Here is a 26526-nt window from a genome sequence, read left to right as displayed (position 1 = left end):
GGCTGCGGCAGAAAAGGACTCCTTGAGCACCAGCACTGTTTCAGCACGTGACCTGATCGCGGCAGGCTTTCAGGAGCTTGAACGCGCTAAGACCTTCCTGTGCGACAAACAGCTTCAGGATTTCAACACCGATGCCCTGATCACCACGCTGCGCCATGCCCCGCAGCCGGATCAAGCGCTTCTGCTCCTGATCCGGCTCCTCGAGCGGGCACCGCAGATCCGCCGCCTCTTCGCGGACGACGACGGCGAGGTCTATCCTGAAGCGCTCCCGCTGGCCCGTCTGCTTGGGGCTTCGGAAGCGCTCACGGAGTTTCTCATCCGGCATCCGGAGAACACCGACGTCCTCTTCGAGGACTATTCCGCAGAGCCGGCAGAGGTCTCGTCGTCCACATTGCGCACCACGATGCTGACCGCGGCTGGAGCCGACCCGCAAGCCCCTGGGAATCCGCTCGCCAGACTCAGCGAAGATTTCACCGCCACCGAGGCAGCCTGCCAGGTACGGGTGGTCTACCGCCGTGAGATCACCCGGCTGGCGCTGCGCGACTTGTGCGCCGCGGATCCATTGGCCTATCAGCCGGCAGTCTCACGTCAGCTCGCCGACGCCGCCTCAGCCGCCATTGAGGCAGGTCTGGCGATTTCACGCGCGCACCTGCAGCAGCGTCGACCCTCAGCCGAACAGGTCGATCTGGCCGTGATCGGCATGGGCAAATGCGGTGCCCGGGAACTGAATTACATCTCCGATGTGGATGTGGTTTTTGTGCACCGGGCACCCGAGGAGATGGACGACACTGAAGGGCTGAACTGCGCCGCCGCACTGGCTAGCGGTATCTCCCAGGCCCTCGGGGCATCCCACGGGGAGCCCGCACTCTGGGAGATTGATGCGAATCTGCGGCCCGAGGGGAAGGACGGGCCGCTCTCACGCACGCTAGCCTCCCACCAGGAGTATTATCGGCGCTGGGCCCACGGTTGGGAGTTCCAAGCGCTGCTGAAAGCACGCCCTATTGCTGGTAGCCCTGAGCTGGGACAGCAGTATATGGACAGCATCTGGCCGCTGGTCTGGCAGTCCTCCGCTCGGGAGGGTTTTGTTGAGGACGCTCAGGGCATGCGGCGGCGAGTGTTCGAGAATATACCCGCAGGACAGGCGCATCGGGAGATCAAACTGGGCCGCGGTGGACTGCGTGACATCGAGTTCACCGTTCAGCTGCTGCAGCTGGTGCACGGCCGGGTAGATGAGAGCTTGCACGTGCGAGACACCCTCAGCGCTATCACGGCCCTGGCCGAGGGCGAATACATGTCCAGTAAGGACGCGGAGGCCATGTCGCGGTGCTACCGGCGGCTGCGCCTCTACGAGCACCGCATTCAGATGACGCATATGCGCCGCACTCACCTCATGCCGGAAAAAGAGGACCAACTGCGCGCCCTTGCGCAAGCCAGCCGTCCACCAGGCGAGCTTCGACGTCCAGCGCCAGATGAAGTCCTCGACGCCTGGCGGAAAGTGGTTCGTGAGGTCTCCACCTTCCACGAAAAGATCTTCTACCGCCCACTGCTGTCCACCACAGCCGTGCTTTCCGACGACGATGTGCGGCTCTCCGCCGAGGCCGCACAAGCGCGTCTGATGGCGTTGGGCTACCGCGACGCGGCAGGAGCGATGCGGCACATCAATGCCCTGACCCAGGGTGTGGCCCGACGTGCGACGCTGCAGAAGCGGATCTTGCCGGCCATGCTGGGCTGGTTCGCCGAAGGAGTCGACCCGGATGCCGGGCTTTTGGCCTTCCGGCGGCTGAGCGAATCCCTGGGCACGAGCCCGTGGTATCTGACGATGCTGCGGGACTCGTCCATGGCTGCAGAGCGGCTGTGCCACATTCTCTCCAGTTCGAAGCTGATCTCGCAGATGTTGGAGCACTCTCCAGAGTCCACTAGATGGTTGGGCGACGACGACGCCCTGAAGCCCCGCAGTTTTGAGACACTCTGGGCGGAGGTCCAGAACGCGATCGCGCGCCATGACGGCGAAACTGCCACAGCGGTGCGGCTGGCCCGGTTGGTCCGTCAGCGCGAGATGCTGCGAACGGCAGTGGCAGATGCTTCAGGGCTGTTGCAGCTGGAGGAGGTCGGGGAGGCTCTCTCCTTGGCTGATCGAGTCGCCACCCTGGGAGCGCTGCGGGTCGCCGAGAGCGAGGTTTTCGAAGCCGAAGGTCAGAAGATTGATTTTCTGGTGGTCGCCATGGGGCGCCAAGGTGGTCGAGAAATCACCTACGGCTCGGACTTGGATGCGCTGTACGTACACCGTGCCCTGCCGGATGTCTCAACCGCAGAAGCCGACCAACAGGCGCAGAAGCTCGCCCAGCGCCTCTCAGCGCTGCTGTCGAAACCGATCCGACCAGCGGTGAAGGGAGAGTTCCCGCTGCAGATTGACGCTGATCTGCGTCCCGAGGGGAGAAAGGGGCTACTGACGCGGTCTCTGGAGTCCTATCGGGAGTATTACCGGCGATGGATGGCAGTCTGGGAACGGCAAGCACTGCTCCGGGCCCGGCCGCTTGCCGGTAGTGACGCCCTGTCCGCTGACTTCATGGAACTGGTGGACTCCATCCGTTACGGTGAGCCACCCGACTCCGCGCAGATCCGGGAGATTCGGCGTATCAAAGCGCGAGTGGAATCCGAGCGGCTGCCGCGCGGGGCTGATCCGGCGCGGCACGTGAAACTTGGACGCGGCGGCTTAAGCGATGTTGAGTGGCTGGTTCAGCTGATGCAGCTTCAGCACGGACATGAGGAGAAGCTCTTGCGCAGCACCTCCACACTTACGGCATTGAACGGACTGGTAGACCGGCAGCTGATGAGCCCGGTTGACGCTGCCGTACTGGCTGATGCTTGGACACTGTGCAGCCGGGTTCGTGCTGCCATAATGGTGTGGAGCGGCAAGAGCTCCGACGTCCTGCCCGCGGCCCGGCGTGACCTTGAAGCAATTTCCCGCTGGTGCGGATACGACGCCGGGCACGCGTCAGCATTCGAAGAGGACTATCTGCGAACCACCCGGCGCAGCCGGCAGGTCTTCGAGCGGCTGTTCTACGAGACCTGAGCTGCAGGTGCCGTGACTCCCTCAGGGGCCAGCAGCTGCAGCGTCCGGTGCTGAACCTCCTCATCAGGAGCGAGATTCACCAGCATCAACTCATCCGCGGCCACCGAATCAGCGAACTCGTTGAGCCAGGTGGTGACCTCTTCCCGAGTTCCGGCAGCGGTCTTGGAGAGCATAGTGAGTACCTGCTGGCCGGCCGGATGATCGCGCAGCATCACGACGTCGTCGTCGGTCAGCGGTTTGTTCCGGCCCAGCATGGATTTGATCCAGCCATCCTCGGCTCGACGCCGCTGGGCACGGGCCAGCTCGCCGTCGTCATGAGCGATCACGTTGGCAGCGGCAATGAAATGCGGTGTGGCATCCGGGCCTGCCAATGACTGGGTGGCATCGAAGTGCTCACGGTAGGTGTGGGCCGCGTGCTCAAGCATCTGCGGGGCGAAATGCGAGGCGAAAGCGTAAGGGAGACCCAGCTTGGCTGCCAGCTGCGCGCCGAAGAGTGACGATCCCAGGATGAACATGGGCACCTCAGTGCGCCATCCCGGATAGGCGTTGACCCCCGGGATACGCGAGTAGCCGGTGAGATAGCCATTGAGCTCCATGACATCGGACTGGAACCGATCCGCCTCGGTGCCGTCGCGGCGCAGGGCGCGCATGGTCGCCCCATCAGTGCCCGGAGCACGGCCCAGACCCAGATCGATGCGTCCCGGATAAAGAGTCTCCAGTGTGCCGAACTGCTCGGCGATCACCAGCGGGGCATGGTTGGGGAGCATAATGCCGCCGGCACCTACACGGATGCGCGAGGTCTGGGAGGCGATGTGCTGGATCAGCAGCGAGGTCGCCGAGGACGCCACATGCGGCATGTTGTGGTGTTCAGCGAACCACAGCCGGGTATAACCCAACTGATCGGCAGATTGTGCGAGCCGGACGCTTCGGGCGATGCCATCGGCGATGCTGCTGCCTTCACTGACACGCGCGAGATCCAGCACAGAGAGGGGACGGGAGACTGAGTCGGTCATATTCAGTGGCAACGCCAGGCGGCGTCGTTCTCATCCCACATATCAGCGTGAGTAATTCCACGTCTGCGGGCTAGTCGCATTCCGCGGGCACAGGTCGACAGGGCACTCCAGCGGTTGGGGGAGACGAACAACTGGCCGTGTGCCGGTGGTAATAGTTGAGCCCGCACCTGAATCAGGTACGGGCTCAACCACATGGTCGGTCTCGATCAGACCGCGCAGTCGATCAGACCGAGAAGTACAGCTCGAACTCGTAGGGGTTCGGGCGCAGGTTCAGCGGTGCGATTTCTTCCTCGCGCTTGTACTCAATCCACGCCTGGATCAGCTCTTCGGTGAATACGCCGCCTTCGAGCAGGAACTCGTGATCAGCCTCGAGTGCCTCCAGTGCCTCGTCCAGAGAACCGGGAGCCTGCGGGATGTCCTTGAGCTCCTCGGCCGGCAGCTCGTAGAGATCCTTATCCACTGGCTCGTGGGGTTCGATGCGGTTCTTGATGCCGTCCAGTCCGGCCATCAGCATGGCGGCGAAGGCCAAGTAGGGGTTGCCGGAGGCGTCAGGTGCACGGAACTCGATGCGCTTGGCCTTGGGGTTGGAACCGGTGATGGGGATGCGGATGGCAGCAGAGCGGTTGCCCTGGGAGTAGACCAGGGAGACTGGTGCCTCGTAGCCCTTGACCAGGCGCTTGTAGGAGTTCACCGTGGGGTTGGTGAACGCCAGCAGAGCATGGGCGTGCTTGAGGATGCCGCCGATGTACCAGCGTGCGGTATCAGAGAGGTTGGCGTAGCCAGTCTCGGAGTAGAACAGCGGATCTCCGTCTGACCACAGGGACTGGTGGACGTGCATGCCCGAGCCGTTCTCTTCGAAGACGGGCTTAGGCATGAAGGTGGCAACCAGGCCGAACTGGTCAGCAGTGTTCTTCACCACGTACTTGAACTTCTGGATGTCATCGGCAGCCAGGGTCAGAGTGTTGAACTTGTAGTTGATCTCCTGCTGGCCGGGACCAGCCACCTCGTGGTGGGACCGCTCTACGGAGAGACCTGCGCGCTCCAGCGCCAGGACGATCTCGTCACGGACTTCAGCGGTCTTGTCCTGCGGGGAGACGGGGTAGTAGCCGCCCTTGTGGGCCAGCTTGTGAGCGTCAGATACGCCGTCGAACTCACGGGAGTTCTCATTGCCCCAGGTGGCCTCGCGTGCCGTCAGAGAGTAGAAGGACTCCTGGGGGCTGGACTTGAAGGACACGGAGTCAAACAGGAAGAACTCGGCTTCTGGGCCGAAGAAAGCAGTATCAGCGATACCCGAGGATGCCAGGTACTGCTCGGCCTTCTGAGCCACGCCGCGCGGGTCGCGGCCATAAGGCTCACCGGTGCGGGGGTTGATGATGGAGAACGTCATGACCAGGGTCTTGGCCACGCGGTACTCGTCAATAAACGCGGTGGAGGGATCCGGGATCAGCTGCATATCGGATTCCTGGATGCCCTGGAAGCCGCGGATGGAGGAGCCGTCGAAGAGCTGGCCGTTCTCGAAGAAGTCGAGGTCCACGGTGTGGGCGGGAACGTTGAAGTGGTGCTGGAGACCGGGAAGATCCGTGAACCGGATGTCAACGAACTTGACGTCCTCTTCCTCGATGAACTTCAGAACTTCTTCAGGGCTGGAAAACATTGCGTCCGTGCTCCTCATCTGAGTGACTTTTACTGTGAGCCGCAGCGATTCCCTGGGCGGGGAGGTGCCAGGTAAAGCGGCGGCGCTCACCCCTCACCCTACCGACACTGCGATTTCCCCGCGGTCACGCATTTGTTTCGGGCATGTTACAAAGTCTGCACGCGCGCCGAGTGCGCTGCGCAGCAGCGGCCTTCGGCTCGGGCGGACGGTGTGGGAGAAAAGTAGACTGGCACCTCGTGAGCACAACCAACGACGACGCCTGGCCCGGACAGCAGCTGGGCCTCCCCGCTGAGGGCCCTGGTTCCCTGGCGCCTTGGAGCAGACGGATTCTTGCGCTGTTTATCGACTGGGGTATTGCAAGTCTCATCTCAGCGACCTGGTTCGACCTCAACGTCTGGGTGACCCTGGGCATCTTCCTGCTGATGCATGTTGTTCTGCTCGGGCTGCTAGGAGTCACGATCGGCAAGCGACTTGTGCGCTTGCAGGTGGTGCGGTTGGTGCCCGGTGAGCCTGCGCGGACGCCAGGGCCGGTCTGGGCGTTGGCTCGCTCCGGGTTGCTGCTTCTGGTCCTGCCAACCGTGGTGATTTCCCCCGATGGGCGCGGGGCACATGACAAAATCGCAGGAACGGTTCAGGTGCGCATGTAGCGCAACTGTTCCCTCCCACGCCTACGTTTGCGATGCTTCCTGCAACGCACCTGAGACTGACTGAGGACCCCATGACTTCCAGCCGTTTGCCGCACTACCTGACCGCCGGGGCGCTTGGCCTGGCCCTGGTGCTTTCCTCCTGCGGTTCCCAGGACACGACAGATCAGGACGCAGCGCAGGATGAAGCCACTATCCCCGGTCCCACTGTGCAGGTCAGCGAGGACGACGCGGACACTGCTGATGAAGAGTCACCGCAGCCTGCTGAGGACCAGCAGGACGCAGACCAGCAGGGCGAAGAAGCCGCAGAAGATGACGATGAGGCTGCGGCGACTCAATGGCCAGCATCGAACACCACCACGATGGCTGCTGAGTCCACGATCTCAGAGCCGGTGATCTCACCTAAGTCGATAGTCTCCAATGATCATGGTCTGGCGATCGCCAACAACATGATGTACCAGAACACGGTGACCCTCTATGACACTGAGGCACAGGAACTGGTCCAGGAACTTTCGGACCGTGTGAGCCCAGGGGCCTTAGGAGCCTCGGGATATCCGGAGTCGGTGGTTGGCGCCCCGGTGGAGGCGGTGTGGACTGAGGACGGACAGTATGCGTATGTCTCTCAGTATCGGCTTGAGGACATGGGCGCTGGTGCCTATGACGATTGCCGTAACGGCGATGCTGTAGCCCCGTCGGCGGTCTATCGGTACAGCGTGGCGGATCAGGATTGGGATCAGTTCATTGAAGTCGGGCGGGTACCAAAATTTGTGGAGCTGACCCCGGATGGCTCACGGCTGCTGGTCTCGAACTGGTGTGATCATGACCTATCTGTGGTGGACACTGAAACAGGGGAGGAGATCAACCGGGTGCCGGTGAACTCTCAGCCCCGCGGTATCGCGGCGTTGCCAGATAACAGGACGGTTTTTGTGGCGGCTATGTACGCCAATGAGCTGTATCGCTTGGATCTGGAAACAGGTGAGCAGGAAGTCATCTATAACCAGGCAGAGTTTCCTCGCCATCTTTCACTCTCACCTGATGCGAAAACTCTCTACGTGACGTTTGCGCACTCGGATCTGCTGGTCGCATTCGACACTGAGACCAATGAGGTCATTCGTACAGCCAGTACGGGCCGGGAGCCGCGCAGTATGGATATTTCAGCTGACGGCACGGCGCTCTACGTAGTGAACTACTTTGAGGACACCGTCTCGAAATTCGACGCGGAGACTTTTGAGGAGATCGAACGCCTGCCCACGGGACATCTGCCGATTGGCGTGACGTACGATCCGGTCACTGCCAGTGTGTGGGTGGCGAACTACTCGGGCACGATCAGTATCTACGATGATCACTCCAACACGCGTTAACGCATTCGGTTCAGGCCGAGTCGTTGGCCCCCTGTGCTGGCAGGGATCTTAGGCCGCGAGGCCGTGTGTCACTGCCAGGCTGTGCCAGAGCAGATCGGGCGAACTCCTGCCCTCGCCCTGCTGATTGGACGGGGCCTGGGCGCAGCTTACAAACGTCTGCTGGTCGGCAGGCGGAACAGAATCGCTGTAGTTCTCCTCCAGGAGTGCTTCCCAGGGGCTGTGAGTTCGCTGCCTGTGAGTTCGCTGTCCCGGCTGGCTGAGGTACTCGCCCGGACTACAGCCTGACCTTGGTGCGTTGTAGGGATCGCGGTTTCTTCCCGCGCCATCCCGCTGTCGGGTATGACTGGCTGTGTCTGCCCCGCCGCCAGCGCCAGTTCCACCGCCAGTTCCACCGCCGGTGTTTGCGCTTTTGGTTTGTGGTGGTGGGTGGAGGAAGCCGTGGGATTTCATCCGGTGATGGCGCCTGCAGAGTGCCCAGAGGTTGCTGGCGGTGGTTTCTCCGCCCTGTTCCCAGGGTGTTTGGTGGTCAATATCGCAGCGCTCAGCGCTGATGGTGCATCCGTCTGCTTGGCAGGTCCCGTCCCGGAAGATCAGTGCGTCGCGTAGGTGTGCTGGTGGGTACCGGCCGATATACCGAGCACTCAGTAAGTCATACTCTGCGTTCCTAGAATCCTTGCGGGACCGGCCTTGGTACCAGTGGTGGTTGGCCTCGGGGTTGGCGGCGAGGTTCCTTGCCTGGTGGGCTGGGATCATCCATGACCGGTCCGCAGCCATCGCCGGCTCATCACTGTCACCGGTGAGGGTGGCCTCCGGGATCATGATCATGATCTTGGCATCAACCGCGGCGGCATAGATCCGTCCATCGCGAAGCCATGCGGTGAGGAGGTCTGCTTCCCGCTGAGCCAGAGTACGCTGGTCCGTGGTGCGGGGATCCTCTGCTGGGGGATCACTGCTGTGCGGGTCACTGGTCTGGTCGAGTCCGCGGGCTGCGGCTTTGAGGCGTTTCTCGATCGCAGCGGCTTCCAACGTGGGGATATACGCCTGCAGATAACTCATCCCGTGGGACTGGTGCTGAAACCGCACGAACCGGGCTTGGGTTTCCTTCTCACAAGCCCCGGTGTAACTCTCTGGGTCGAGTGAGGCGGTGTAGCGGGTGAGCCAGTGATGAAACTCCGAGAGACTACGGCGCTGTGCTTGTTCTGCCGCGGCCTGGTCCAGTTGTTTCAGCAGGTGATTAGGCAGGCTACTGGTGGTGGCGGCGTCGACGGTTTTCCGCACCCGAGGCAGGTCAATAAGACCCTCACAGAATGCTCCCCACGTGCGGGGGAGAAGGTGCCTGGCGTCGTCGGTGGTGTTGAGGATGGTGGTGGCGGTGCGGTCACTGACCCCGAGGATCCGGGCGGCATCCCGGACTGCGGCACGGTCTGCCTCGGTCCGGACGACCAGGGGTTCTTGTGCGTAGGGCACGGTAGCTCGTGCACGGTATTCCAGAAGTGCGGTGATGGCGGCTGCTTCAGCACGCCTGGCGGTGACTTGCTGTTCCCAGGCGGCAGACAGTTCGGGTTCCCCGCCGAGGTGCCGAATGTTCTCCGGCATCGCGGGGAACTCGCACTGTGGGTGAGTCCGCTGACCTTCCATGGTTTAACTCTATGGAGAGGGTCTGACACGAAACTCTGTCACGAGGCGTTGCCATCACCACGGCGGGAGAACCGCTCAGTTGACGCGAACATATAAGTCCGCCTCGGCGGGCTATGGATTTTCAGCGAGCAGTCGGCGCCGCATCCAGAGTTTCGGGCTCGGCCGGATCACCCAGCCCGCGGGTCCGGTACTTCGCGCGGTAGCGGTCGAACACCATGGTCGCAGCGACCATGAGCAGGGCAGAACCCAGCATATGGAACCAGACCAGCAGGATGGGCAGCCCGGTGAAGTGCTGCCAGTACCCGATGGCTCCCTGGCCAAGGATCACTGCGACCAGCAGCCAGGCAGCGCGACGCTGGGCTGGAGAAGTCTGGAGCCTCAGCTGCCGGATGATAAGAACGACGGCGGCCGCGCACAGTATGTATACCGGCACAACGTGCATCCGAGTCACCAGATCCGGATCGAAGCCGTGCCGGGGTGAACCTGGATCGCCAGCATGCGGACCAGTCCCTGTGACAACGGTGCCCAGCACCACCGCAACCCAGCTGGCAGCCAGGATGATAGGTGCAAGACCCGAGGTCACGCCGTCGCGCGCTCCGTCTACCAATGGAGCGTCCAACTGACCCGGTGCCCGGAGTTCGAGACTGACGCGGTTCAGCAGCATCGTGGCGACCATGACCAAGCCCGCCGAGGCCAGGAAGTGGAGCGAGACCACCCAAGGATTCAGATTGGTCCACACGGTGATGCCACCGATCACGGCCTGCAGCGGGATTCCGGCGAGGATAACGATGCTCATCACCACCAATGGGCGGTGGGTGTTCCACAGCCGGACTACCGAGAAGAACATTGCGGCGCAGATGGCCACCAGCACATAGGTCAGCAGCCGGTTGCCGAACTCGATAGCGCCATGCATGCCCATTTCCTGAGTTGCCACCCAGGAATCAGCCGTGCAGCGTGGCCACTCGGGGCAGCCAAGCCCGGAGGCTGTCAGCCGGACAGCACCGCCGGTCAGAATGATCCCGATATTGCTGATCAGCGTGGCCCATGCCAGGGCACGGGTGGCCCGGGTCAGGCGAGTGGGCAGCTTATCGCGCAGCGTGGTGGTGAAACTTGGGGCGGTGGTCATAGCGGTGAACCTATCTCCAGCTGAACCAGCGCCGGGCGGCCAGCACCGCCGCCACGGCCCAGATGATGAGTACAAGTACAGGGACGACGGCGAATGATCCGTCGAGGGATGCAGCACGTAAGGCTTCGCCCAGTGAGGCCGATGGCAGCAGTAAGAGCAGTACCCCTGCGCCGTCGTGATTGAGCGGCAGCACGCTTCCACCGGCTGCTCCCATAAGCACCCACAGCACATTGGTGGCTGCCAGGGTCGCCTCGGCGCGTACGGTCCCGGCGATCAGCAGGCCCAGAGCGGTGAAAGCACAGCACCCGAGGACAACGATCACACCGAGCAAGGCCAACCCGGCGGGCTGGGGCGACCATCCAAGGGCAAACCCGGCGATACCAAGGACAAGCGTCTGAACGACGGCGACGCATAGGACAGCGACGGCTTTGCCCAGGATCAATCCGGTGGGCCCCAAAGGAGTAGTCGAAAGGTAGGCGAGCACTCCGTACTGTCTTTCGAAACCTGTGGCGATGCCTTGACCGGTGAAGGCGGAGGCCATGACAGCCAGCGCGAGCACCCCGGGGACGATGACGTTGATATCAGGTACGACATCTGTCACGGTGTGCATCCGGTGCAGCCCCACCAGGACCAGCAGCGGCAGGATGAGCGAGACCAGCAGCTGCTCACCGTTGCGCAGCACATTGCGTGTCTCGTAGAAGCCATGGGCCAGGATTCTGCGGGCCATCGGCGCGGGGCCGGACGCAGACACAGTGGTAGTTGGATCTAACGTCACGGTACTGACACCTCCCAGAAGACGTCCTCAAGGGTCCGCGCTTCGTAGCTTATTTCGGAGGGCATCAGCCCGATCTGCTGCCACCAGCTGGTCAGCTGTCCTAACGCTTCGGGGCTGGTGATCCCGCTGACTGCCCACCGCGCGCCGGCCTTGTTGAAGGTCCCGCCGTCGAGTTCAAGCGGCAGTGGGGCATCTGCGAGTTCTTCGCGACTGAGGATACGCGGGCTGATGAAGAGCAGTCGGCGCGAAGGCTGATTCTGATCCGGGTCGGAACCGTCCGCGCCGGTGGTGAGCTCTGCGACGCTGCCGTGACGGACCACCCGGCCGTCTTTGAGGATGAATACCGAGTCGGCCAGCCGCTGAGCCTCCTCCAGTAAGTGGGTGGTCAGGATGATGCCCAGGCCCAGATCGCGCAGGTGCTCGATGAGCTCGTAGACCAGCTGACGTGACTGCGGGTCGAGCCCGGCGGAGGGCTCGTCCAGGAAGACCACTTCAGGGCGTCCTATAAGAGCGGCAGCCAGTGCCACACGTTGTTTCTGCCCACCGGATAGTCGACGGATATTGGTACGCATGAAAGGTGTCATATCCAGGCGCCGGACCAGTTCAGTCAGCGGCCAAGGATCCTGATGAAGGCGGGCCACATGACTGAGCAGCGCCTGTGGGGTGACCGACTGCGGCAGGCCGCCGTCCTGGAGCATGACCCCCACACGGGCACGCAACTGCGCGCCGGCCCGGAATGGGTCTTCGCCCAGTAGCCGGACGGTTCCAGCCGACGGACGAATGAGCCCCTGTGCACAGGCCAGGGTAGTGGTTTTGCCCGCACCATTGGGGCCGATGATGACGGTGACCTCGCCCCGACGCGCAGTGATATAGACGCCTGAGAGGATTTCGGTGACTCCGCGGGCGCTGCGGGCAGAGCCGACGGCATAGCGCACTTGAGTCAGAGTCAGGCAGGCGGGGGAGGCGGGCACCATCTCAGTCTACAGTTTTCTACACGAGGTAGAAGAAGTGGTGCCGGTAAGCAGCCAGCTGCGTACTGACATGGATCTCCCTCGAGGTGAGCATCTGAGTGACCTCCACCACTGCCGCTGGGGGTTAGGTGTGCCTTGCTGGTGTAGTTGTTCTGAATAGGTCAGAATAGAGTCATGAATTTCGCCGCTGAGACCCCTGCCGCTGCGCAGGAAGCCAGCCCGCGCGAATCTGATGGATCCACTCGAGACCGTGTCCTTCAGCTTGTGGTGGAAGAGGGGCCCATCAGCGCTGCGGCACTGGGTCGTAAACTCAACCTCACCGCCGCCGCTGTGCGCCGTCACCTGGATGCGATGACCGAACAGGGCATCGTGGAAATTAAGAACGTCACCACACGGCGTCGAGGTGCTGGGCGTCCGTCGCGTCGCTACGTGCTGTCATCTCGTGGGCAGCAGGTCCTCGGCGATGATTACCTGGCCTTAGTCCGCTCAGCGCTGGCTGTCCTAGAACAGCACACTGAAGGCAGCACCGAACTGAACAATGCCGGCGTCGGCGCCGGAGATGAACACTCCACCGACTCCGAGGCCGCCCGAGTGCTGGCCCAGGAGTACTTCGCACGTTTCGAAACCACCTACGGCCCCGAACTGTCCGCCATCGAGGATCTTGATGAGCGCACGGAACGGCTGGCGGTGGCGTTTAACGAAGCAGGGTTTGCCGGTTTCACCCGGCTGGTCGGCCGTGATAATCCACTGCTGGCCATGCAGTCCACGCAGTTGTGCCAAGGTCACTGTCCCATTCGGGAAATAGCCGCAGCACATCCAGTGTTCTGTGAAGAAGAGACCGCGATGATCTCCCGCCTGCTGGACGTGGACGTCCGCAGACTGTCCACACAGGCGGCCGGTGCCCATGTCTGCACTACCCACGTCCCGGTCGGGCGAGAAAAGCTTGCCGCCGAACGCCGGGCCCGTGCCTCAGGCGCGGCAGAGACCACCGGTACAAGCCGCGCAATCGGCGGCCGGAAGAGGATCGTCATTTCCCCCCGTCAACAAGAGAGGTTGTCATGACCGAGCAGATCAACAAGACAGAGGACCCGGGGGTCATCCAGGAAATCCTGGATAACAACCCGGAGCTCAACGCCATCGGCGCCTACGAGTACGGGTGGGCTGACCCAGACGCCGCCGGAGCAAACGCCAAGCGTGGCATTGATGATGCCGTCGTGGAGGACATCTCCGGCAAGAAGAGCGAGCCCGAGTGGATGCTCAAGCTTCGCAAGAAGGGCCTGAAGTACTTCGAGCGGAAGCCGATGCCCACCTGGGGCCCGGACCTCTCCGACATTGACTTCGACAACATCAAATACTTCGTGCGTTCCACCGAGAAGCAGGCCCAGAGCTGGGAAGACCTGCCGGAGGATATCCGCAACACCTACGAGCGTCTGGGAATCCCGGAAGCCGAGCGCGAGCGTCTGGTATCCGGCGTCGCCGCTCAGTACGAGTCCGAGGTGGTTTACCACCAGATTCGTGAGGACCTCGAGGCCCAGGGCGTCATCTTCATGGACACCGATACCGCGCTGAAGGAGCACCCCGAATTCTTCGAGGAGTACTTCGGCTCCGTGATCCCAGTGGGCGACAACAAGTTCGCCGCCCTGAACACCGCGGCCTGGTCCGGCGGTTCGTTCGTCTACGTCCCCAAGGGCGTCCACGTGGAGATCCCGCTGCAGGCGTACTTCCGCATCAACACCGAGAACATGGGCCAGTTCGAGCGGACCCTGATCATCGCCGACGAGGACTCCTACGTCCACTACATCGAAGGCTGCACCGCCCCGATCTACAACACCGACTCCCTGCACTCTGCTGTGGTGGAGATTGTGGTGAAGAAGAACGCCCGCGTGCGCTACACCACCATCCAGAACTGGTCCAACAACGTATACAACCTGGTGACCAAGCGCGCCGTTGTAGACGCCGGCGGCACCATGGAGTGGATCGACGGCAACATCGGTTCCAAGGTCACCATGAAGTACCCCGCTGTCTACCTCACCGGTGAGCACGCCAAGGGCGAGACTCTCTCGGTGGCCTTTGCTGGTGAAGGCCAGCACCAGGACACCGGTTCCAAGATGGTGCACATGGCACCGAACACCTCCAGCTCCATCGTCTCCAAGTCGGTGGCTCGCGGTGGTGGTCGCGCTTCCTACCGCGGCCTGGTGCAGGTCAATGCGGAGGCGAAGAACTCCGCCAACTCAGTGGTCTGTGACGCACTGCTGGTGGACACCATCTCCAAGACCGACACCTACCCCTACATCGACATCCGCGAGGACGATGTGACCCTGGGCCATGAGGCAACGGTCTCCAAGGTGTCCGAAGAGCAGCTGTTCTACCTGATGTCCCGCGGCCTGGCCGAGGACGAGGCGATGGCGATGATCGTGCGCGGCTTCATCGAGCCGATCGCGCGTGAACTGCCCATGGAGTACGCCCTGGAGCTCAACCGCCTGATCGAGCTGCAGATGGAAGGCTCCGTCGGCTAGTACCGACCACATACCACGCCGCTTGTCTCCCTATCCAGGGAGGCAGGCGGTGCCATGTGAGCCACAGGACTTCAATAACTTCACCGACATCTCATACAGATAAAGGGACGAGAAACACATGACGAACACCCCCGCTGAGCAGGCGGAGAAGGTCGCAGGCGTGGAGGTCGGCGAACGCCGCATCACCATCCCCGGCATGACCGAGGAAGGCGAGAACCTCGCCGCCGCCACCAACGCAGCTGCTGATCATTCCCACGGAGGCCTCGGCGAGACCAAGCAGGTGACCTCCGGCGCCGGATCGCGCACCAACCGGCACACCGGCTTCGAGGTCTCCGGATTCCCCGAGCCGACCGGACGTGAAGAGGAATGGCGCTTCACCCCGCTGAAGAAGTTGGCCCGCGTGCTGACCGACGCTCCTTCTGATGGCGAGCCGGTTGATTACCAGATCAGCGCGGGAGAGGGCGTCGTCGTTTCCTCTCTGACTCACGGCACCGCACCGCGCAACCAGGCCCTGCAGCCGGCTGACCGCGCCGCCGTCGTCGCGTCGAAGAACGTTGACGAGGCGCTGTACATCCAGGTTCCGGCAGACACTGAGGTGTCCGAGCCCATCCGTGTGGTCATCACCGGTTTGGAAGCCGGCAAGCGCGCCAACAGCCACATCGTGCTGGAAGCCGGAACGCACGCTAAGGCCGTCTTCGTGCTGGAGCACCGCGGCAGCGCAGCGTTCAACGGCAACGTCGAGGTGATCGTGGGCGACGGCGCCGACGTGAAAGTCATCTCCCTGCAGCGCTGGAACGACGACGCCGTCCATGTCGGCCAGCACGATGCTGAAGTCGGCCGTGACGCCAGCTACAAGCATGTGGCTATTTCACTCGGCGGTGAAGTGGTGCGCCTGAACACCAACTTCCGTTATGCGGCGGAAGGCGCCGAGGCTGAGATGTACGGTCTGTACTTCGCCGACTCCGGCCAGCACATCGAGCACCGCACCTTCGTGGATCACAACTCCCCGCGCAATACCTCCAATGTGCTCTACAAGGGCGCCCTGCAGGGTGCAACCGCCCGCACGGTATGGGTGGGAGATGTCCTCATCCGCAAGGCAGCCGAAGGTACCGACTCTTATGAGAAGAACCAGAACCTGCTGCTGACCGACGGCGCCCGCGCAGACTCCGTGCCCAACCTGGAGATCGAGACCGGCCTGATCGAAGGCGCCGGCCACGCTTCCTCCACCGGTCGCTTCGATGAGAATCACCTGTTCTACCTCATGGCACGCGGTATCCCCGAGAAGGAAGCCCGCCAGCTTGTGGTCCGCGGCTTCCTCAACGAGATCATCCAGAAGATCGACGTGGAATCCATCGAGGAGTCCCTCCAGGAAGCTCTGGAGCAAGAGCTGCAGATCCACGGCCACTAGGGCCCGCTCGCCGCGCATCAGGCGCGACCCACATCACGACCTATTGAAGAACTTTTAGCAAAGGACACGCGAAGAATGTCTACTCTCGAGATCAAGGACCTGCACGTTTCCATCGAGACCGACCAGGGCACCAAGGAAATCCTCAAGGGCGTCTCCCTGACCATCAACTCCGGTGAGAAGCACGCCATCATGGGCCCCAACGGCTCCGGCAAGTCCACCCTGGCTTCCACCATTGCCGGCCACCCCCGCTACGAGGTCACCTCCGGCACCATCACCCTCGACGGCGAAGACGTCCTGGAGATGGAGGTCGACGAGCGCGCCCGCGCCGGCCTGTTCCTGGCCATGCAGTACCCCGTTGAGGTCCCCGGTGTGACCATGACCAACTTCCTGCGCACCGCCAAGACCGCTATCGACGGCGAAGCACCCAAGCTGCGTACCTGGGCCAAGGAGGTCAAGGGTGCGATGGATCAGCTGAAGATTGATGCTGACTTCGCTAACCGCAACGTCAACGAAGGCTTCTCCGGCGGCGAGAAGAAGCGCGTGGAGATCCTGCAGCTGGAGCTGTTCAAGCCCAAGTTCGCTGTGCTGGACGAGACCGACTCCGGCCTGGACATCGATGCTCTGCGCGTGGTCTCCGAGGGTGTGAACCGGGCCCACGAGGCCAACGATATGGGCACCCTGCTGATCACCCACTACACCCGCATCCTCAACTACATCAAGCCCGACTACGTGCACGTCTTCGTCGACGGCAGGGTCGCCGAGCAGGGCGGCCCTGAGCTGGCCGATGAGCTGGAAGCCAACGGCTACGACCGCTTCCTCAGCGCTGCTGCGCAGGCCTGATCACGCACGTGTTCAACCCTGACACCATCCGGGATGACTTCCCGCTCCTGAACCGTACGGTCAGGGGCGGGAAGCGCCTGGTGTACCTGGACACCGGGGCAACCTCGCAGAAGCCGCAGACGGTGCTGAACGCAGAACGCGAGTTCTACGAGCGCTCTAACGCTGCGGTTCACCGCGGCGCACACGAGGTGGCCGAGGAAGCTACTGAGGCCTACGAGGCGGCCCGGGAGGCCGTGGCGCGCTTCGTCGGTGCGGACTTCGGCGAATTGGTCTGGGCCAAGAATGCCACCGAGGCCCTGAACCTGGTGGCCTATGGCTTCCTCAACGCTTCAATGGGTCGCGGGGGAGCAGAAGCATCGATCTTCCAGCTCACTCCAGGTGATGAGATCGTGGTCACCGAGGCCGAGCACCACGCCAACCTGGTGCCGTGGCAGGAACTTGCTGCTAAGACCGGAGCTAAGCTCCGCTGGATATCGGTGACCCCTGACGGGCGCCTGGATCCCGATACTTTCGCCGTCATCAACGAGCGCACCCGCATTGTGGCTTTCACCCATGCATCCAATGTCACCGGCGCGATCAGCCCGGTTTCTGAGATCGTGGCACGGGCACAGCGGCACGGAGCGTATACCGTTCTTGATGCCTGCCAGTCGGCGGCTCACTTGCCGGTGAACTTCGCCCAGCTGGGTGTGGACTTCGCTGCTTTTTCCGGCCACAAGATGCTCGGCCCCACCGGGGTGGGCGCACTCTACGGACGGCGTGAGCTGCTGGAAGCCCTGCCGCCCTTCCTCACCGGCGGATCCATGGTGGAGATCGTCACCATGGAGGAGACCACCTTCATGCCGCCGCCACAGCGTTTCGAAGCTGGCACGCAGATGGTTGCGCAGACGGTTGGCATGCACGCAGCGGTGGACTACCTCTCCGCCCTCGGCATGGACAAGCTTGCAGCCCACGAGGATGACCTGGCCAAGCGCTTGCTGGACGGCATTGCGGCTATACCTGGTGTGCGCGTACTGGGCCCCACTGATGCAACTGACCGCCTCGCGGTGGTGGCATTCGACGTTGCGGGTGTTCATCCGCATGATGTGGGACAGGTGCTTGATGACCAAGGCATTGCGGTGCGCGTAGGACACCACTGCGCGCAGCCGGTGCACCGGGCGTTCGGCGTCCATGCCTCCACTCGAGCCTCAGCCGGTATCTACAACACCGCCGAGGACGTTGAGGCATTCCTGACCGGACTGCACAAAGTGATTGAGTTCTTCAAGGTGGGAGGCTGAGATGGCAAGCGCTATGGAGCAGCTCTACCAGCAGGTCATTCTGGACCACTCCCGCGCCCGCTCAGGGGAGCGTGACATCGACGCCGCCCACGGCGAGTCCTTCCAGGTCAACCCCACCTGCGGTGACGAATGCCGGGTGAAGGTCACACTCGATGGCGACACCATCGAGACCCTGGCCTGGACCGGTCGTGGCTGCTCGATCTCCCAAGCCTCGCTGTCGGTGATGCACGAGATGCTCGAGGGAGAATCCCTGCAGCGAGCCGAAGAGCTGGGGGAGATCTTCCGTGAGCTCATGCACGCCCGCGGCAAAGAGCTTGACGCGCACAAACAGGAAGAGCTCGAAGATCTGAGCGCATTCACCGGCGTGGCTAAATATCCTGCTCGCATCAAATGTGCGCTGTTGGGATGGATGGCCTTGCGCGATGCGTTACTACAGGCACAGTATGGAGAAGAGAAAGGAGGGGAACATGTCTGACATTGCGGCAAAGACCCCCATTGAGGACATTGAAGAGGCCCTCAAAGAGGTCATCGACCCTGAACTCGGTATCAACGTGGTGGACCTCGGCCTGCTCTATGGCCTGCACTACGCCGAGGACGGCGCGCTGATCATCGACATGACCCTCACCACTGCAGCATGCCCGCTGACCGACGTGCTCGAGGAGCAGGTGGGACAGCATATCGGCACCATGGTGGATGAATGGCGACTGAACTGGGTATGGATGCCCCCGTGGGGCCCTGAGAAGATCACCGACGACGGCAAAGAACAGATGCGGGCCCTCGGCTTCAACATCTGAGCTGGTCCCGGGCTAGGCCAGTGCGAGCCGCCTGTAGTGAGAAATCGCTGCAGGCGGCTCGTCGTCTGCCACCAGTTGACCGTGGTCAAAGACCAGTACTCGCTGCGCTTGAGCAGCGAAGTCCAGATCATGAGTGGCCACCACCAACGGGACGCCCAGTCCCAGCAGCCGGGCCTGAAAATCTGCGGCACTGCGCAGATCCAGCAACGTAGTAGGCTCATCGGCCAATACCAGCTGTGGTTTGGCGGCCAGTACTCCAGCTAGGGCCACCTTCTGGCGCTCCCCGGAGGAGAGCTCATAAACGCTAGAGTCCAGTCGGTGCTCCAGCTGCACACCGGCAAGAATCTCAGCCGCCTGCTGTGTACGCTGAGCACGGGGGACGCCGGCCTGTTTTAGCGAGAACGCAATGTCCTCGCCTACCACAGGCATTACCGTTTGTGCCTGCGGATTGGCAAAGACAAAACCGGTTCGCGGAGCTTGCGGGGAGAACGTCACGGATCCAGATGTCGGCTGAACGAGGCCGGCCATGAGCCGCAGCAGAGTCGATTTCCCTGAGCCATTGGCTCCGATGATGGCGACCACCGGCTCGGTGATCGTCAATGAGACCGGATGCAATATACGCGCTGGGGCGCCGTCGGAGGTCTCCACGTCCATGCACACCTGGTGCAGTTGGATCGTTAGACTGTCCTGGTTGCCCACACACACCACCCATGAAGAGATTTGAGGATTTTCACCGTTGATCAGCGTAACTGACCTTGAGCTGCGCGTCGGCGCACGGCTGCTGATGGACGAGGTGAACTTCCGCGTCGATGCTGGTGACAAGATTGGCCTGGTGGGTCGCAACGGCGCCGGCAAGACCACCATGACGAAGGTATTGGCGGGGCAGACTCAGCCCACTGCCGGTCACGTGGAGCGTCGCGGCAGCATCGGCTACCTGCCTCAGGATCCCAAAGTGGAGAACATGGAACAGCTCGCACGCGAGCGCATTCTCTCAGCCCGGGACCTGGATCAGGTCATCACGAAGATGCGTCAGGCTGAAGAGGATATGGCCAGCGACGACGACGCGGTGCGCAGCAAAGCCATGAACCGATATAGCCGTCTGGAGGCTGAATTTCAGGCAGGCGGCGGCTATGCGGCAGAGTCCGAGGCGGCGACTATCTGCGCCAATCTTGATCTTCCCGACCGCATCCTGAACCAGCCGTTGAAGACGCTCTCCGGCGGACAGCGCCGCCGCGTGGAGTTGGCGCGCATCCTCTTCTCGCAGGCGGACACCCTCCTGCTGGATGAGCCCACCAACCACCTCGACGCCGACTCCATCACCTGGCTGCGCGAGCACCTGAAGACCTTCCACGGTGGCGTGCTGATGATCTCCCACGATGTGGAGCTGGTCGAGCAGACGGTCAATAAAGTCCTGTACTTGGACGCCATGCGGCAGACCGTAGACGTCTACAACATGACCTGGAAGAAGTACCTGGCTCAGCGCGAACAGGACGAGGCACGTCGTAAGCGCGAGTTCGCCAATGCGGAGAAGAAGGCTTCCGCGCTTCGGGCGCAGGCCGAGAAGATGAAGGCGACCGCCACCAAGGCCACCGCAGCGCAGTCGATGCTCAAACGCGCCGAACGCATGATGCGCGGCGTAGAAGGCGAACGCCAGGCAGACCGCGTGGCAAACATCCGCTTCCCCTCACCGCAGTCTTGCGGCAAGACGCCGCTGATGGCTGAAGGTCTCTCCAAGTCCTATGGGACCTTGGAACTGTTCACGAGTCTGGATCTGGCTATTGACCGGGGTTCACGCGTGGTGATTCTGGGCTTCAACGGCGCCGGTAAGACGACACTGCTGCGCATGCTGGCCGGGGTCACCCAGCCGGACTCCGGACAGGTGATTCACGGTCACGGGCTGAAGCTCGGCTACTTCGCTCAGGAGCACGACACACTGGACACTGAGCGCTCGGTGCTGGAGAACATGAAGACCGCTGCACCCTTCCTCAATGACACCGATCAGCGGAAGATCCTGGGCAGCTTCCTGTTCTCCGGAGATGATGTGAGCAAACCTGCGGCAGTGCTTTCCGGAGGTGAAAAGACCCGTCTGGCACTGGCCACGCTAGTGGCCTCAAGCGCCAACGTGCTGCTGCTGGATGAGCCCACCAATAACCTGGACCCCGCCAGCCGTGAAGAGATCCTAGCGGCGCTGCGGACCTACGAGGGCGCCGTCGTGCTGGTCTCCCACGACCCAGGCGCGGTAGAGGCGCTGAACCCTGAACGCGTGCTGCTGCTCCCAGACGGCGTGGAAGATCTCTACACCAAGGAGTACGAGGACCTCATCGCGCTGGAGTGAGCGCGCGAGGTAAAAGCTAGCCTCAGGTATAGAGTGCGGTCATGCCGCCGATTTCTCCTGAGATGCTCCTTGCCGGGCCCCGTGGCCGACGCTTGCTCCTGGAGTTCGCCCGGAGCTCTGAGCAACAGCTTCGGGATCCAGAGGATCGTGCTTTCAGTGTTGCGGAGTTCTGGGCGTCCTACCGGATGGCGCCGAAAGCCAGCCGGGGCTCGCTGTTCGGGGACTCCACCGAGCCAACGCCGACGGTGTTGCCTGCGGATGTGGCCCACGTGCTGAGCGAGACCCCGCTCCTGGAACCCACAGAAGAGAACCTGCGTCCCGCGCTGGCTGACGCTGCAGCTCATGCACGGTATTGGCAGGAACCGGAGGGGACCGACGTCCTTGCCGCGACAGTCGAACTCGACGAGCCCCTGCACCGCATCGCAGAACACCTGGCCGCGGGGCCTGCCGTTGGCCAGTGGCTGGAACCGGTGCAGCTGGACGACCAGCACGTAGTCCACTGGTACGCAGAAGAGTCTCCGACGGTTCGACCCGATGTCCCGCAGATGCTTGAGGGCGCGCGGCAACAGACACTGCAGGACGAGGTTCGCTGGAACAGTCGGCGCTACACGTCCATCACCTCCAACTTCTCTGCCGACTGGTGGTCATTTCCGCATGTGAGCGGTCACGCCCTGCTCACCAGCACCGGGACATTCAGCGACGGGAGCCCGTCGGGGCTGTGGTGGGTCGAGGACGCCTTCGACTGGGACACAGCCAGCACCTATCGGCTGGAGCTGCCCGAAGGGGCCGAAGAGCTGCGACTGCTGGAGATCAGTGACCCGCAGGTGTGGGCGGAGCTTTGCGCGCGGTATCCATTGGAAGTGACGTATCAGAAGCGCCATGACTGGTATCGCGCGACCGGTCGAGACGGTCGCTGGGTCATCCCCGACTGGCGGCAGGTGGCTCGGGACTACGACGGCGTGCATCTCACCACGGCCTGTTATCTCCAGGCCGCAGGAGAACCCATTGCCGTTCCGTGGGCAAACGCCTCGATGGAGCCCCGTGGCGTAAAGACAGCGACCGCGGAGTTCGCCAGCATCATCGCCGGATGGAATCCGGACCAGACGTACTGGTTCTCGGCACAGCCGACCATAAGCGGGGATGCCCTCCGCTGGTGGATGGATGACCACGCTGCATGGCACCGCGAAGAGTCCCGCTAGAGGTCAGCCAGCATCGCCTTCCAGAAGGCCCGCCAGCGCTCACGAGTGTCCTCATCGCTGAGTTTGGTGTGATTGGCAGCCACTGAGGACTTGATGCAGGTGCTCGTCGGCGGCTTCTCGGAGATGTTCACGCTCACTCGTGTCCCATCGGAAAGCCCGACTCGCCAGTAGTGCCACTTCTCAGTGGAGGAGACGGCCGGCTCTTCGCTGAAGGGCACGCCGTCGAACTCCTCTGCGTCCTCCACAAGACGAAGCCACGCCTGCAGGGCAGCGTCGCGATTGCCCGAGTACGTCTTAGTGGCCGATGCTTGGAAGTCCCCGCTGCTTGACTGTCCCGGGATGCGCAGCCCCTTCTGCTGCTCATAGGCTATCGCTGCGCCCTGAGCCCACCAGCCGCGGTTGGTTACCTGATCCGGCATATGGGTGTAGGTGAGCTTGGCGATAGCCGCATGATCCATCGTCGCGGCCCCAGCCTCATCGAGCAGGCGAACCCATTCCTCCCAGGGTCGGCCGGTGCCGTGAGCGATTGCTTGGGGATTCTGCGCCTGAGCCATAACCGTCATCATATGAGGAGAGCCACGAGTCGGCCTAGGGTCTCACCGTGAATTGCTCAGATGTTCCTCGACCCAGGCGTCCTCTAAGTCCTCATCACTGAGTTTGCCCTGTTGCAGCCGCCGGACGCGTTTGGCCTCCCGGAGACGATCCCGGTTCATAGTGCCGGCAGCGGCTTGATGCGGACTATCTGCTTCTTCCGCAGCCGCTAGATCCCGGTTCCGGGCATGCAGCCGAGCGGCGTAGCCCCAGCCGATGAAACCGAGCAGACCGAAGGCGATCCACTGCATCGAATACGACAGATGCGGTCCCTCATCCATACTGGGCCGCACCAGCTGGCTCGGCGCCTGCTCCGGCGCGGGGTCCTCCTGAGCCATCCGCGCGTAGGCGCCGGTGATTAGGGGGTAATCGAGCTGTTCGGCGTACTCAGTCAAATCAAGGGAGGCCAGCTGACCATCCGGGGCATCGCGGTTGATCGCCGGCTCGGCAGGCTTCAGCCGCGCTATCACTTCCACCTGGCCCTCCGGGGGCTGCGGGTTGTACGCCGGGCGGGAGCCGTCATCACTAGAGGTGGGCAGCCAGCCACGGGAGAGAACGACGACGTCGCCAGTCTCCTGCTCGCGGAAGGGCACTACCTGCTCGTAGCCGACCTGGCTCATATGGCCCCGATTGCGGACCAGGCGGAAGTCATCGGCGAGGTACTCACCGTGCATACTGACCACAGTCCACTCATCTTGGCTGCCCGGATCAGCGAAGAGCTCACGGACCTCGGAGTAGGGGACGGGGTCCTCGTCGTAATTCTGCACCACACGGTTGATCTCATCCAGTGCGTGCTCACGGCGGTCCAGCTGCCATTGCCCCAGGAAGTAGCAGGCCACAGCAAAAACGGCGCATACGGCGAGCCACCCAAGCCAGGTGGGGGTCAGGAGGAAACGGTAGCGCTCTTTCACCCTCGGAACTCCCCGTCCACTGAAGCAGTGCCGGTCTCTAGCGGTTCGGTGCTGCGCCAGAAGAGCCGCTGCTTGAGAAAGTTCTCCAGCCACTCGCGATGCTCTGCGCAGGCCAGCCATATCTTGCGCCGCTCGGGCGTATGGATCTTCGGGTTATTCCACTTCACCTGCCACTGCGCCTGAAGGCGGCATCCCTTGCGGGAGCACTCGGCCTGTTCCGGGCCCTGCTGGGCGGAATCGGCGCTCAATGATCCAAGCAGGTCCATCAGCTCTTCCTCCGCTCGCTCGGGTGCGTGTCAGTCTCAGTTGGGTCTCTCAGGTCTTCGCCGGTGATCACCTCACCGGAGATGACGTCACCAGCACCGGGGAAGTGCCCGTGGTCGTACTCTTGCGCTTCAGCCTCCCACCACTGCGGCTGTTCTGCGGCCTCATCCGCAGAGGGGCCGCTGGTGAGCTGCGGCTGAGCGTTCAAGCCATCAGCTGCGCGAGACGCCATATAACGGTCGCCGCCAGCATTGGCATCAACCACCGCCACATACGGCAGCACCACTGCGGCCGCCACAAAGGCCATGGCCCACCATGTCTCCCACACCACACCGACAACTGCGGCCAGAATGAAGCAGACAATGCGGATAGACATCGCCAGCGTATAGCGCAGCATGCGCCCATGCTGCTCCTCACTGTGTTTGAGAGGAGCATCCGTGATCGAGTGAACCGGCTCGGCCATCACTTCATTCTACGCCTGATAGGCGATCTTCTACAGCCGGTAGAAGTACTGCCGGCCTGGGCGCGCAACGGTGTTGTGACGCGCGGGTAGCCGGGTGCTCGCGTAGGGTGTGGGATGGAGAAATTCGATCTCACCACTTTGCTTCAAGGAGAATAATGAGCGGACGCAGCGTCCTGATCACCGGCGGCAACCGCGGCATCGGCCGGGCCATTGCAGAGGAGTTCCTGGCTAACGGCGATAAGGTCGCCGTCACCACCCGAAACGGCGACGCCCCTGAAGGCGCTCTCGGCGTGGCAGCAGATGTCACCGACTCAGCCTCCATTGACGCGGCTTTCAAGACCGTAGAGGAAGCCCACGGTCCGGTGGAAGTGCTGGTGGCCAATGCTGGCATCACCCGCGACACCCTCCTGCTGCGCATGAGCGAAGAGGACTTCTCGTCAGTCCTCGACACCAATCTCACCGGAGCCTTCCGGGTGCTCAAGAGGGCTTCCAAAGGTATGCTGCGGCTGAAGAAGGGCCGGGTGATCCTCATCGGTTCCGTAGTCGGCCTCTACGGTTCTCCGGGTCAGATCAACTACTCCTCATCCAAGTCCGCGCTGGTGGGTATGGCCCGCTCCTTCACTCGCGAGCTGGGCGGGCGAGGCATCACCGCCAATGTGGTGGCCCCCGGATTCGTCCGTTCAGATATGACAGATGCCCTGGATGAGGACACCCAGAAGAAGTACCTGGCGAACATCCCTGCAGGTCGCTTCGCGGAGACCGAAGAAGTCGCCCGCGTGGTGCGCTGGATCGCCTCTGAGGAAGCCGGATACATCTCCGGTGCAGTCATCCCCGTTGACGGCGGCCTGGGCATGGGCCACTGAGCCCACGGCACTATTTACTTTCAAGGAGACACACTTATGACTGAAACTACTGCCTCTGCTCAGCCCCAGGACCTCGCCGGAAAAGGTGCGGTGATTACCGGATCCTCCCGCGGCATCGGTGCTGCCACCGCTGCCCTGATCGCAGCCCGAGGTGCAGGCGTCGTCGTGAACTACCGTGCCAAGGCCCCACGCGCCAACAAAGTGGTCAAGGGGATCGAAGAAGCCGGCGGGAAGGCCGTGGCGGTGGGAGCGGATCTGACTGAAGACAGCGGAGCCCAGGCCCTGGTCGACGCCGCGGTGCAGAACTTCGGCTCTTTGGATCTGCTGATCCTCAACGCCTCAGGCGGCATGGAGGCAGACCGCGGCGAAGACTACGCACTGAAGCTCAATCGCGACGCGCAGGTCAACATGGTCAAAGCTGCCATCCAGGCCATGCCGGCGGGCTCACAGATCGTCTTCGTCACCAGCCATCAGGCACACTTCATCAACCAGACGGCCACCATGGACGCCTACGAGCCGGTGGCGCGTTCAAAGCGTGCCGGTGAAGACGCGCTGCGCGAGATGGTGCCGGTCCTTGATGACAAGGGCGTCACCCTGACCATCGTCTCAGGTGACATGATCGAAGGCACCATCACCGCCACACTGCTGGATCGAGCCGAGCCAGGGGCCATCGAAGCTCGTCGGGCAGCCGCAGGCAAGCTCTACACCGTGGAGGGGTTTGCCGCGGAGATCGCCGCGCTGGTCAATAAGCCCGGACTGGAACAGGCGCATACCGAACTGGTCGGTGGTGCTGGAGATTTCCTGCAGAACTAA

At 62.6% G+C, this 26526-nt stretch carries 25 protein-coding genes; 14 read left to right on the top strand and 11 right to left on the bottom strand.

Annotated features, from left to right (window positions below):
* The first annotated feature begins 22 nt into the window (after nt 1–22).
* A complete protein-coding gene (locus tag ABEA23_RS13510) occupies nt 23–3073 on the top strand; it encodes a bifunctional [glutamine synthetase] adenylyltransferase/[glutamine synthetase]-adenylyl-L-tyrosine phosphorylase (RefSeq protein WP_345478518.1) in 3051 nt (1016 codons plus the stop codon).
* Here ABEA23_RS13510 and ABEA23_RS13505 read toward each other — a convergent pair.
* Nucleotides 3061–4086, bottom strand: a complete 1026-nt coding sequence (locus ABEA23_RS13505; RefSeq protein WP_345478517.1) for an LLM class flavin-dependent oxidoreductase — start codon at nt 4084–4086, stop codon at nt 3061–3063. The genes ABEA23_RS13510 and ABEA23_RS13505 overlap by 13 nt on opposite strands.
* A gap of 223 nt (nt 4087–4309) precedes the next feature.
* Nucleotides 4310–5740: a type I glutamate--ammonia ligase gene (gene glnA, locus ABEA23_RS13500; RefSeq protein ID WP_345478516.1), complete on the bottom strand. Its 1431-nt coding sequence runs from the start codon at nt 5738–5740 to the stop codon at nt 4310–4312.
* Nucleotides 5741–5976: 236 nt separating this feature from the next.
* Here glnA and ABEA23_RS13495 point away from each other — a divergent pair, with 236 nt between their 5' ends.
* Nucleotides 5977–6387, top strand: coding sequence for an RDD family protein (locus ABEA23_RS13495; RefSeq protein ID WP_345478515.1), 411 nt, complete (start codon nt 5977–5979; stop codon nt 6385–6387).
* 71 nt (nt 6388–6458) lie between these two features.
* Nucleotides 6459–7745 carry a YncE family protein gene (locus ABEA23_RS13490; protein ID WP_345478514.1) on the top strand — a complete coding sequence of 429 codons (1287 nt, stop codon included), beginning with the start codon at nt 6459–6461 and terminating at the stop codon, nt 7743–7745.
* A gap of 48 nt (nt 7746–7793) precedes the next feature.
* On the opposite strand, the gene ABEA23_RS13485 is transcribed toward ABEA23_RS13490, so the two are convergent.
* From ABEA23_RS13485 to ABEA23_RS13470, 4 genes are all read right to left on the bottom strand, one after another.
* Entirely contained in the window at nt 7794–9383 is a 1590-nt protein-coding gene (locus ABEA23_RS13485; RefSeq protein WP_345478513.1) for an HNH endonuclease signature motif containing protein, read from the bottom strand.
* A 121-nt stretch (nt 9384–9504) separates the two neighbouring features.
* A complete protein-coding gene (locus tag ABEA23_RS13480; RefSeq protein WP_345478512.1) occupies nt 9505–10509 on the bottom strand; it encodes a COX15/CtaA family protein in 1005 nt (334 codons plus the stop codon).
* Nucleotides 10510–10519: 10 nt separating this feature from the next.
* Nucleotides 10520–11284 carry an ABC transporter permease gene (locus ABEA23_RS13475; protein WP_345478511.1) on the bottom strand — a complete coding sequence of 255 codons (765 nt, stop codon included), beginning with the start codon at nt 11282–11284 and terminating at the stop codon, nt 10520–10522.
* Nucleotides 11281–12255, bottom strand: a complete 975-nt coding sequence (locus ABEA23_RS13470; RefSeq protein ID WP_425577189.1) for an ABC transporter ATP-binding protein — start codon at nt 12253–12255, stop codon at nt 11281–11283. Before ABEA23_RS13470 ends, ABEA23_RS13475 begins: the two co-directional genes overlap by 4 nt.
* A 174-nt stretch (nt 12256–12429) precedes the next feature.
* On the opposite strand from ABEA23_RS13470, the gene ABEA23_RS13465 reads away from it, so the two are divergent.
* The 7 genes from ABEA23_RS13465 (at nt 12430) to ABEA23_RS13435 (ending at nt 19087) form a co-directional block, all read left to right on the top strand.
* Nucleotides 12430–13317 (top strand): helix-turn-helix transcriptional regulator, encoded by an 888-nt coding sequence (locus tag ABEA23_RS13465; protein ID WP_345478509.1) that lies wholly within the window; start codon nt 12430–12432, stop codon nt 13315–13317.
* Nucleotides 13314–14771, top strand: a complete 1458-nt coding sequence (gene sufB, locus ABEA23_RS13460; RefSeq protein ID WP_345478508.1) for a Fe-S cluster assembly protein SufB — start codon at nt 13314–13316, stop codon at nt 14769–14771. The genes ABEA23_RS13465 and sufB overlap by 4 nt, the downstream gene beginning before the upstream one ends.
* Nucleotides 14772–14889: 118 nt before the next feature.
* Nucleotides 14890–16179, top strand: coding sequence for a Fe-S cluster assembly protein SufD (gene sufD, locus ABEA23_RS13455; protein ID WP_345478507.1), 1290 nt, complete (start codon nt 14890–14892; stop codon nt 16177–16179).
* A 75-nt stretch (nt 16180–16254) separates the two neighbouring features.
* The gene (sufC, locus tag ABEA23_RS13450) at nt 16255–17019 is read left to right on the top strand and encodes a Fe-S cluster assembly ATPase SufC (protein ID WP_345478506.1); all 765 of its coding nucleotides are present in this window, start codon (nt 16255–16257) and stop codon (nt 17017–17019) included.
* Nucleotides 17020–17027: 8 nt separating this feature from the next.
* Entirely contained in the window at nt 17028–18293 is a 1266-nt protein-coding gene (locus tag ABEA23_RS13445) for a SufS family cysteine desulfurase (RefSeq protein ID WP_345478505.1), read from the top strand.
* Nucleotide 18294: 1 nt separating this feature from the next.
* Nucleotides 18295–18768, top strand: coding sequence for a Fe-S cluster assembly sulfur transfer protein SufU (gene sufU, locus ABEA23_RS13440; RefSeq protein WP_345478504.1), 474 nt, complete (start codon nt 18295–18297; stop codon nt 18766–18768).
* The gene (locus ABEA23_RS13435; RefSeq protein ID WP_345478503.1) at nt 18761–19087 is read left to right on the top strand and encodes a metal-sulfur cluster assembly factor; all 327 of its coding nucleotides are present in this window, start codon (nt 18761–18763) and stop codon (nt 19085–19087) included. The genes sufU and ABEA23_RS13435 overlap by 8 nt, the downstream gene beginning before the upstream one ends.
* 12 nt (nt 19088–19099) lie before the next feature.
* On the opposite strand, the gene ABEA23_RS13430 is transcribed toward ABEA23_RS13435, so the two are convergent.
* Nucleotides 19100–19741 carry an energy-coupling factor ABC transporter ATP-binding protein gene (locus tag ABEA23_RS13430; protein WP_345478502.1) on the bottom strand — a complete coding sequence of 214 codons (642 nt, stop codon included), beginning with the start codon at nt 19739–19741 and terminating at the stop codon, nt 19100–19102.
* A gap of 82 nt (nt 19742–19823) precedes the next feature.
* Here ABEA23_RS13430 and ABEA23_RS13425 point away from each other — a divergent pair, with 82 nt between their 5' ends.
* A complete protein-coding gene (locus ABEA23_RS13425) occupies nt 19824–21422 on the top strand; it encodes an ABC-F family ATP-binding cassette domain-containing protein (RefSeq protein WP_345478501.1) in 1599 nt (532 codons plus the stop codon).
* A 41-nt stretch (nt 21423–21463) separates the two neighbouring features.
* Nucleotides 21464–22621, top strand: coding sequence for a hypothetical protein (locus ABEA23_RS13420; RefSeq protein WP_345478500.1), 1158 nt, complete (start codon nt 21464–21466; stop codon nt 22619–22621).
* Here ABEA23_RS13420 and ABEA23_RS13415 read toward each other — a convergent pair.
* From ABEA23_RS13415 to ABEA23_RS13400, 4 genes are read right to left on the bottom strand one after another with little or no spacing between them, the layout of a single operon-like run.
* Nucleotides 22618–23175 (bottom strand): hypothetical protein, encoded by a 558-nt coding sequence (locus ABEA23_RS13415; RefSeq protein WP_345478499.1) that lies wholly within the window; start codon nt 23173–23175, stop codon nt 22618–22620. The two genes, ABEA23_RS13420 and ABEA23_RS13415, sit on opposite strands and share 4 nt — an antisense overlap.
* A gap of 42 nt (nt 23176–23217) precedes the next feature.
* Nucleotides 23218–24123, bottom strand: coding sequence for an SURF1 family cytochrome oxidase biogenesis protein (locus tag ABEA23_RS13410; RefSeq protein ID WP_345478498.1), 906 nt, complete (start codon nt 24121–24123; stop codon nt 23218–23220).
* A complete protein-coding gene (locus ABEA23_RS13405; protein ID WP_345478497.1) occupies nt 24120–24389 on the bottom strand; it encodes an acetone carboxylase in 270 nt (89 codons plus the stop codon). Before ABEA23_RS13405 ends, ABEA23_RS13410 begins: the two co-directional genes overlap by 4 nt.
* Entirely contained in the window at nt 24389–24850 is a 462-nt protein-coding gene (locus tag ABEA23_RS13400; protein ID WP_345478496.1) for a DUF3099 domain-containing protein, read from the bottom strand. The genes ABEA23_RS13405 and ABEA23_RS13400 overlap by 1 nt, the downstream gene beginning before the upstream one ends.
* Nucleotides 24851–25005: 155 nt before the next feature.
* Here ABEA23_RS13400 and fabG point away from each other — a divergent pair, with 155 nt between their 5' ends.
* Together fabG and ABEA23_RS13390 are read left to right on the top strand one after the other, a co-directional pair.
* Nucleotides 25006–25713, top strand: coding sequence for a 3-oxoacyl-ACP reductase FabG (gene fabG / locus ABEA23_RS13395; RefSeq protein WP_044494686.1), 708 nt, complete (start codon nt 25006–25008; stop codon nt 25711–25713).
* A 36-nt stretch (nt 25714–25749) separates the two neighbouring features.
* The gene (locus tag ABEA23_RS13390) at nt 25750–26526 is read left to right on the top strand and encodes an SDR family oxidoreductase (RefSeq protein ID WP_345478495.1); all 777 of its coding nucleotides are present in this window, start codon (nt 25750–25752) and stop codon (nt 26524–26526) included.

Origin of the sequence: Nesterenkonia rhizosphaerae, from assembly GCF_039544555.1 — a bacterium.
In the GTDB taxonomy this organism is placed as follows: domain Bacteria; phylum Actinomycetota; class Actinomycetes; order Actinomycetales; family Micrococcaceae; genus Nesterenkonia; species Nesterenkonia rhizosphaerae.
Note: the sequence above shows the minus strand (reverse complement) of the source record. Positions and strands in the feature narration are given on the sequence as shown.

What these genes read in the sequence shown, in the direction of transcription:
- ABEA23_RS13505 (WP_345478517.1), bottom strand. Translation starts at nt 4,086, where the DNA reads ATGACCGACTCAGTCTCCCGTCCCCTCTCTGTGCTGGATCTCGCGCGT.
- glnA (WP_345478516.1), bottom strand. Translation starts at nt 5,740, where the DNA reads ATGTTTTCCAGCCCTGAAGAAGTTCTGAAGTTCATCGAGGAAGAGGAC.
- ABEA23_RS13490 (WP_345478514.1), top strand. Translation starts at nt 6,459, where the DNA reads ATGACTTCCAGCCGTTTGCCGCACTACCTGACCGCCGGGGCGCTTGGC.
- ABEA23_RS13485 (WP_345478513.1), bottom strand. Translation starts at nt 9,383, where the DNA reads ATGGAAGGTCAGCGGACTCACCCACAGTGCGAGTTCCCCGCGATGCCG.
- ABEA23_RS13480 (WP_345478512.1), bottom strand. Translation starts at nt 10,509, where the DNA reads ATGACCACCGCCCCAAGTTTCACCACCACGCTGCGCGATAAGCTGCCC.
- ABEA23_RS13465 (WP_345478509.1), top strand. Translation starts at nt 12,430, where the DNA reads ATGAATTTCGCCGCTGAGACCCCTGCCGCTGCGCAGGAAGCCAGCCCG.
- sufB (WP_345478508.1), top strand. Translation starts at nt 13,314, where the DNA reads ATGACCGAGCAGATCAACAAGACAGAGGACCCGGGGGTCATCCAGGAA.
- sufD (WP_345478507.1), top strand. Translation starts at nt 14,890, where the DNA reads ATGACGAACACCCCCGCTGAGCAGGCGGAGAAGGTCGCAGGCGTGGAG.
- sufC (WP_345478506.1), top strand. Translation starts at nt 16,255, where the DNA reads ATGTCTACTCTCGAGATCAAGGACCTGCACGTTTCCATCGAGACCGAC.
- sufU (WP_345478504.1), top strand. Translation starts at nt 18,295, where the DNA reads ATGGCAAGCGCTATGGAGCAGCTCTACCAGCAGGTCATTCTGGACCAC.
- ABEA23_RS13435 (WP_345478503.1), top strand. Translation starts at nt 18,761, where the DNA reads ATGTCTGACATTGCGGCAAAGACCCCCATTGAGGACATTGAAGAGGCC.
- ABEA23_RS13430 (WP_345478502.1), bottom strand. Translation starts at nt 19,741, where the DNA reads ATGGACGTGGAGACCTCCGACGGCGCCCCAGCGCGTATATTGCATCCG.
- ABEA23_RS13420 (WP_345478500.1), top strand. Translation starts at nt 21,464, where the DNA reads ATGCCGCCGATTTCTCCTGAGATGCTCCTTGCCGGGCCCCGTGGCCGA.
- ABEA23_RS13415 (WP_345478499.1), bottom strand. Translation starts at nt 23,175, where the DNA reads ATGGCTCAGGCGCAGAATCCCCAAGCAATCGCTCACGGCACCGGCCGA.
- ABEA23_RS13405 (WP_345478497.1), bottom strand. Translation starts at nt 24,389, where the DNA reads ATGGACCTGCTTGGATCATTGAGCGCCGATTCCGCCCAGCAGGGCCCG.
- ABEA23_RS13400 (WP_345478496.1), bottom strand. Translation starts at nt 24,850, where the DNA reads ATGGCCGAGCCGGTTCACTCGATCACGGATGCTCCTCTCAAACACAGT.
- fabG (WP_044494686.1), top strand. Translation starts at nt 25,006, where the DNA reads ATGAGCGGACGCAGCGTCCTGATCACCGGCGGCAACCGCGGCATCGGC.
- ABEA23_RS13390 (WP_345478495.1), top strand. Translation starts at nt 25,750, where the DNA reads ATGACTGAAACTACTGCCTCTGCTCAGCCCCAGGACCTCGCCGGAAAA.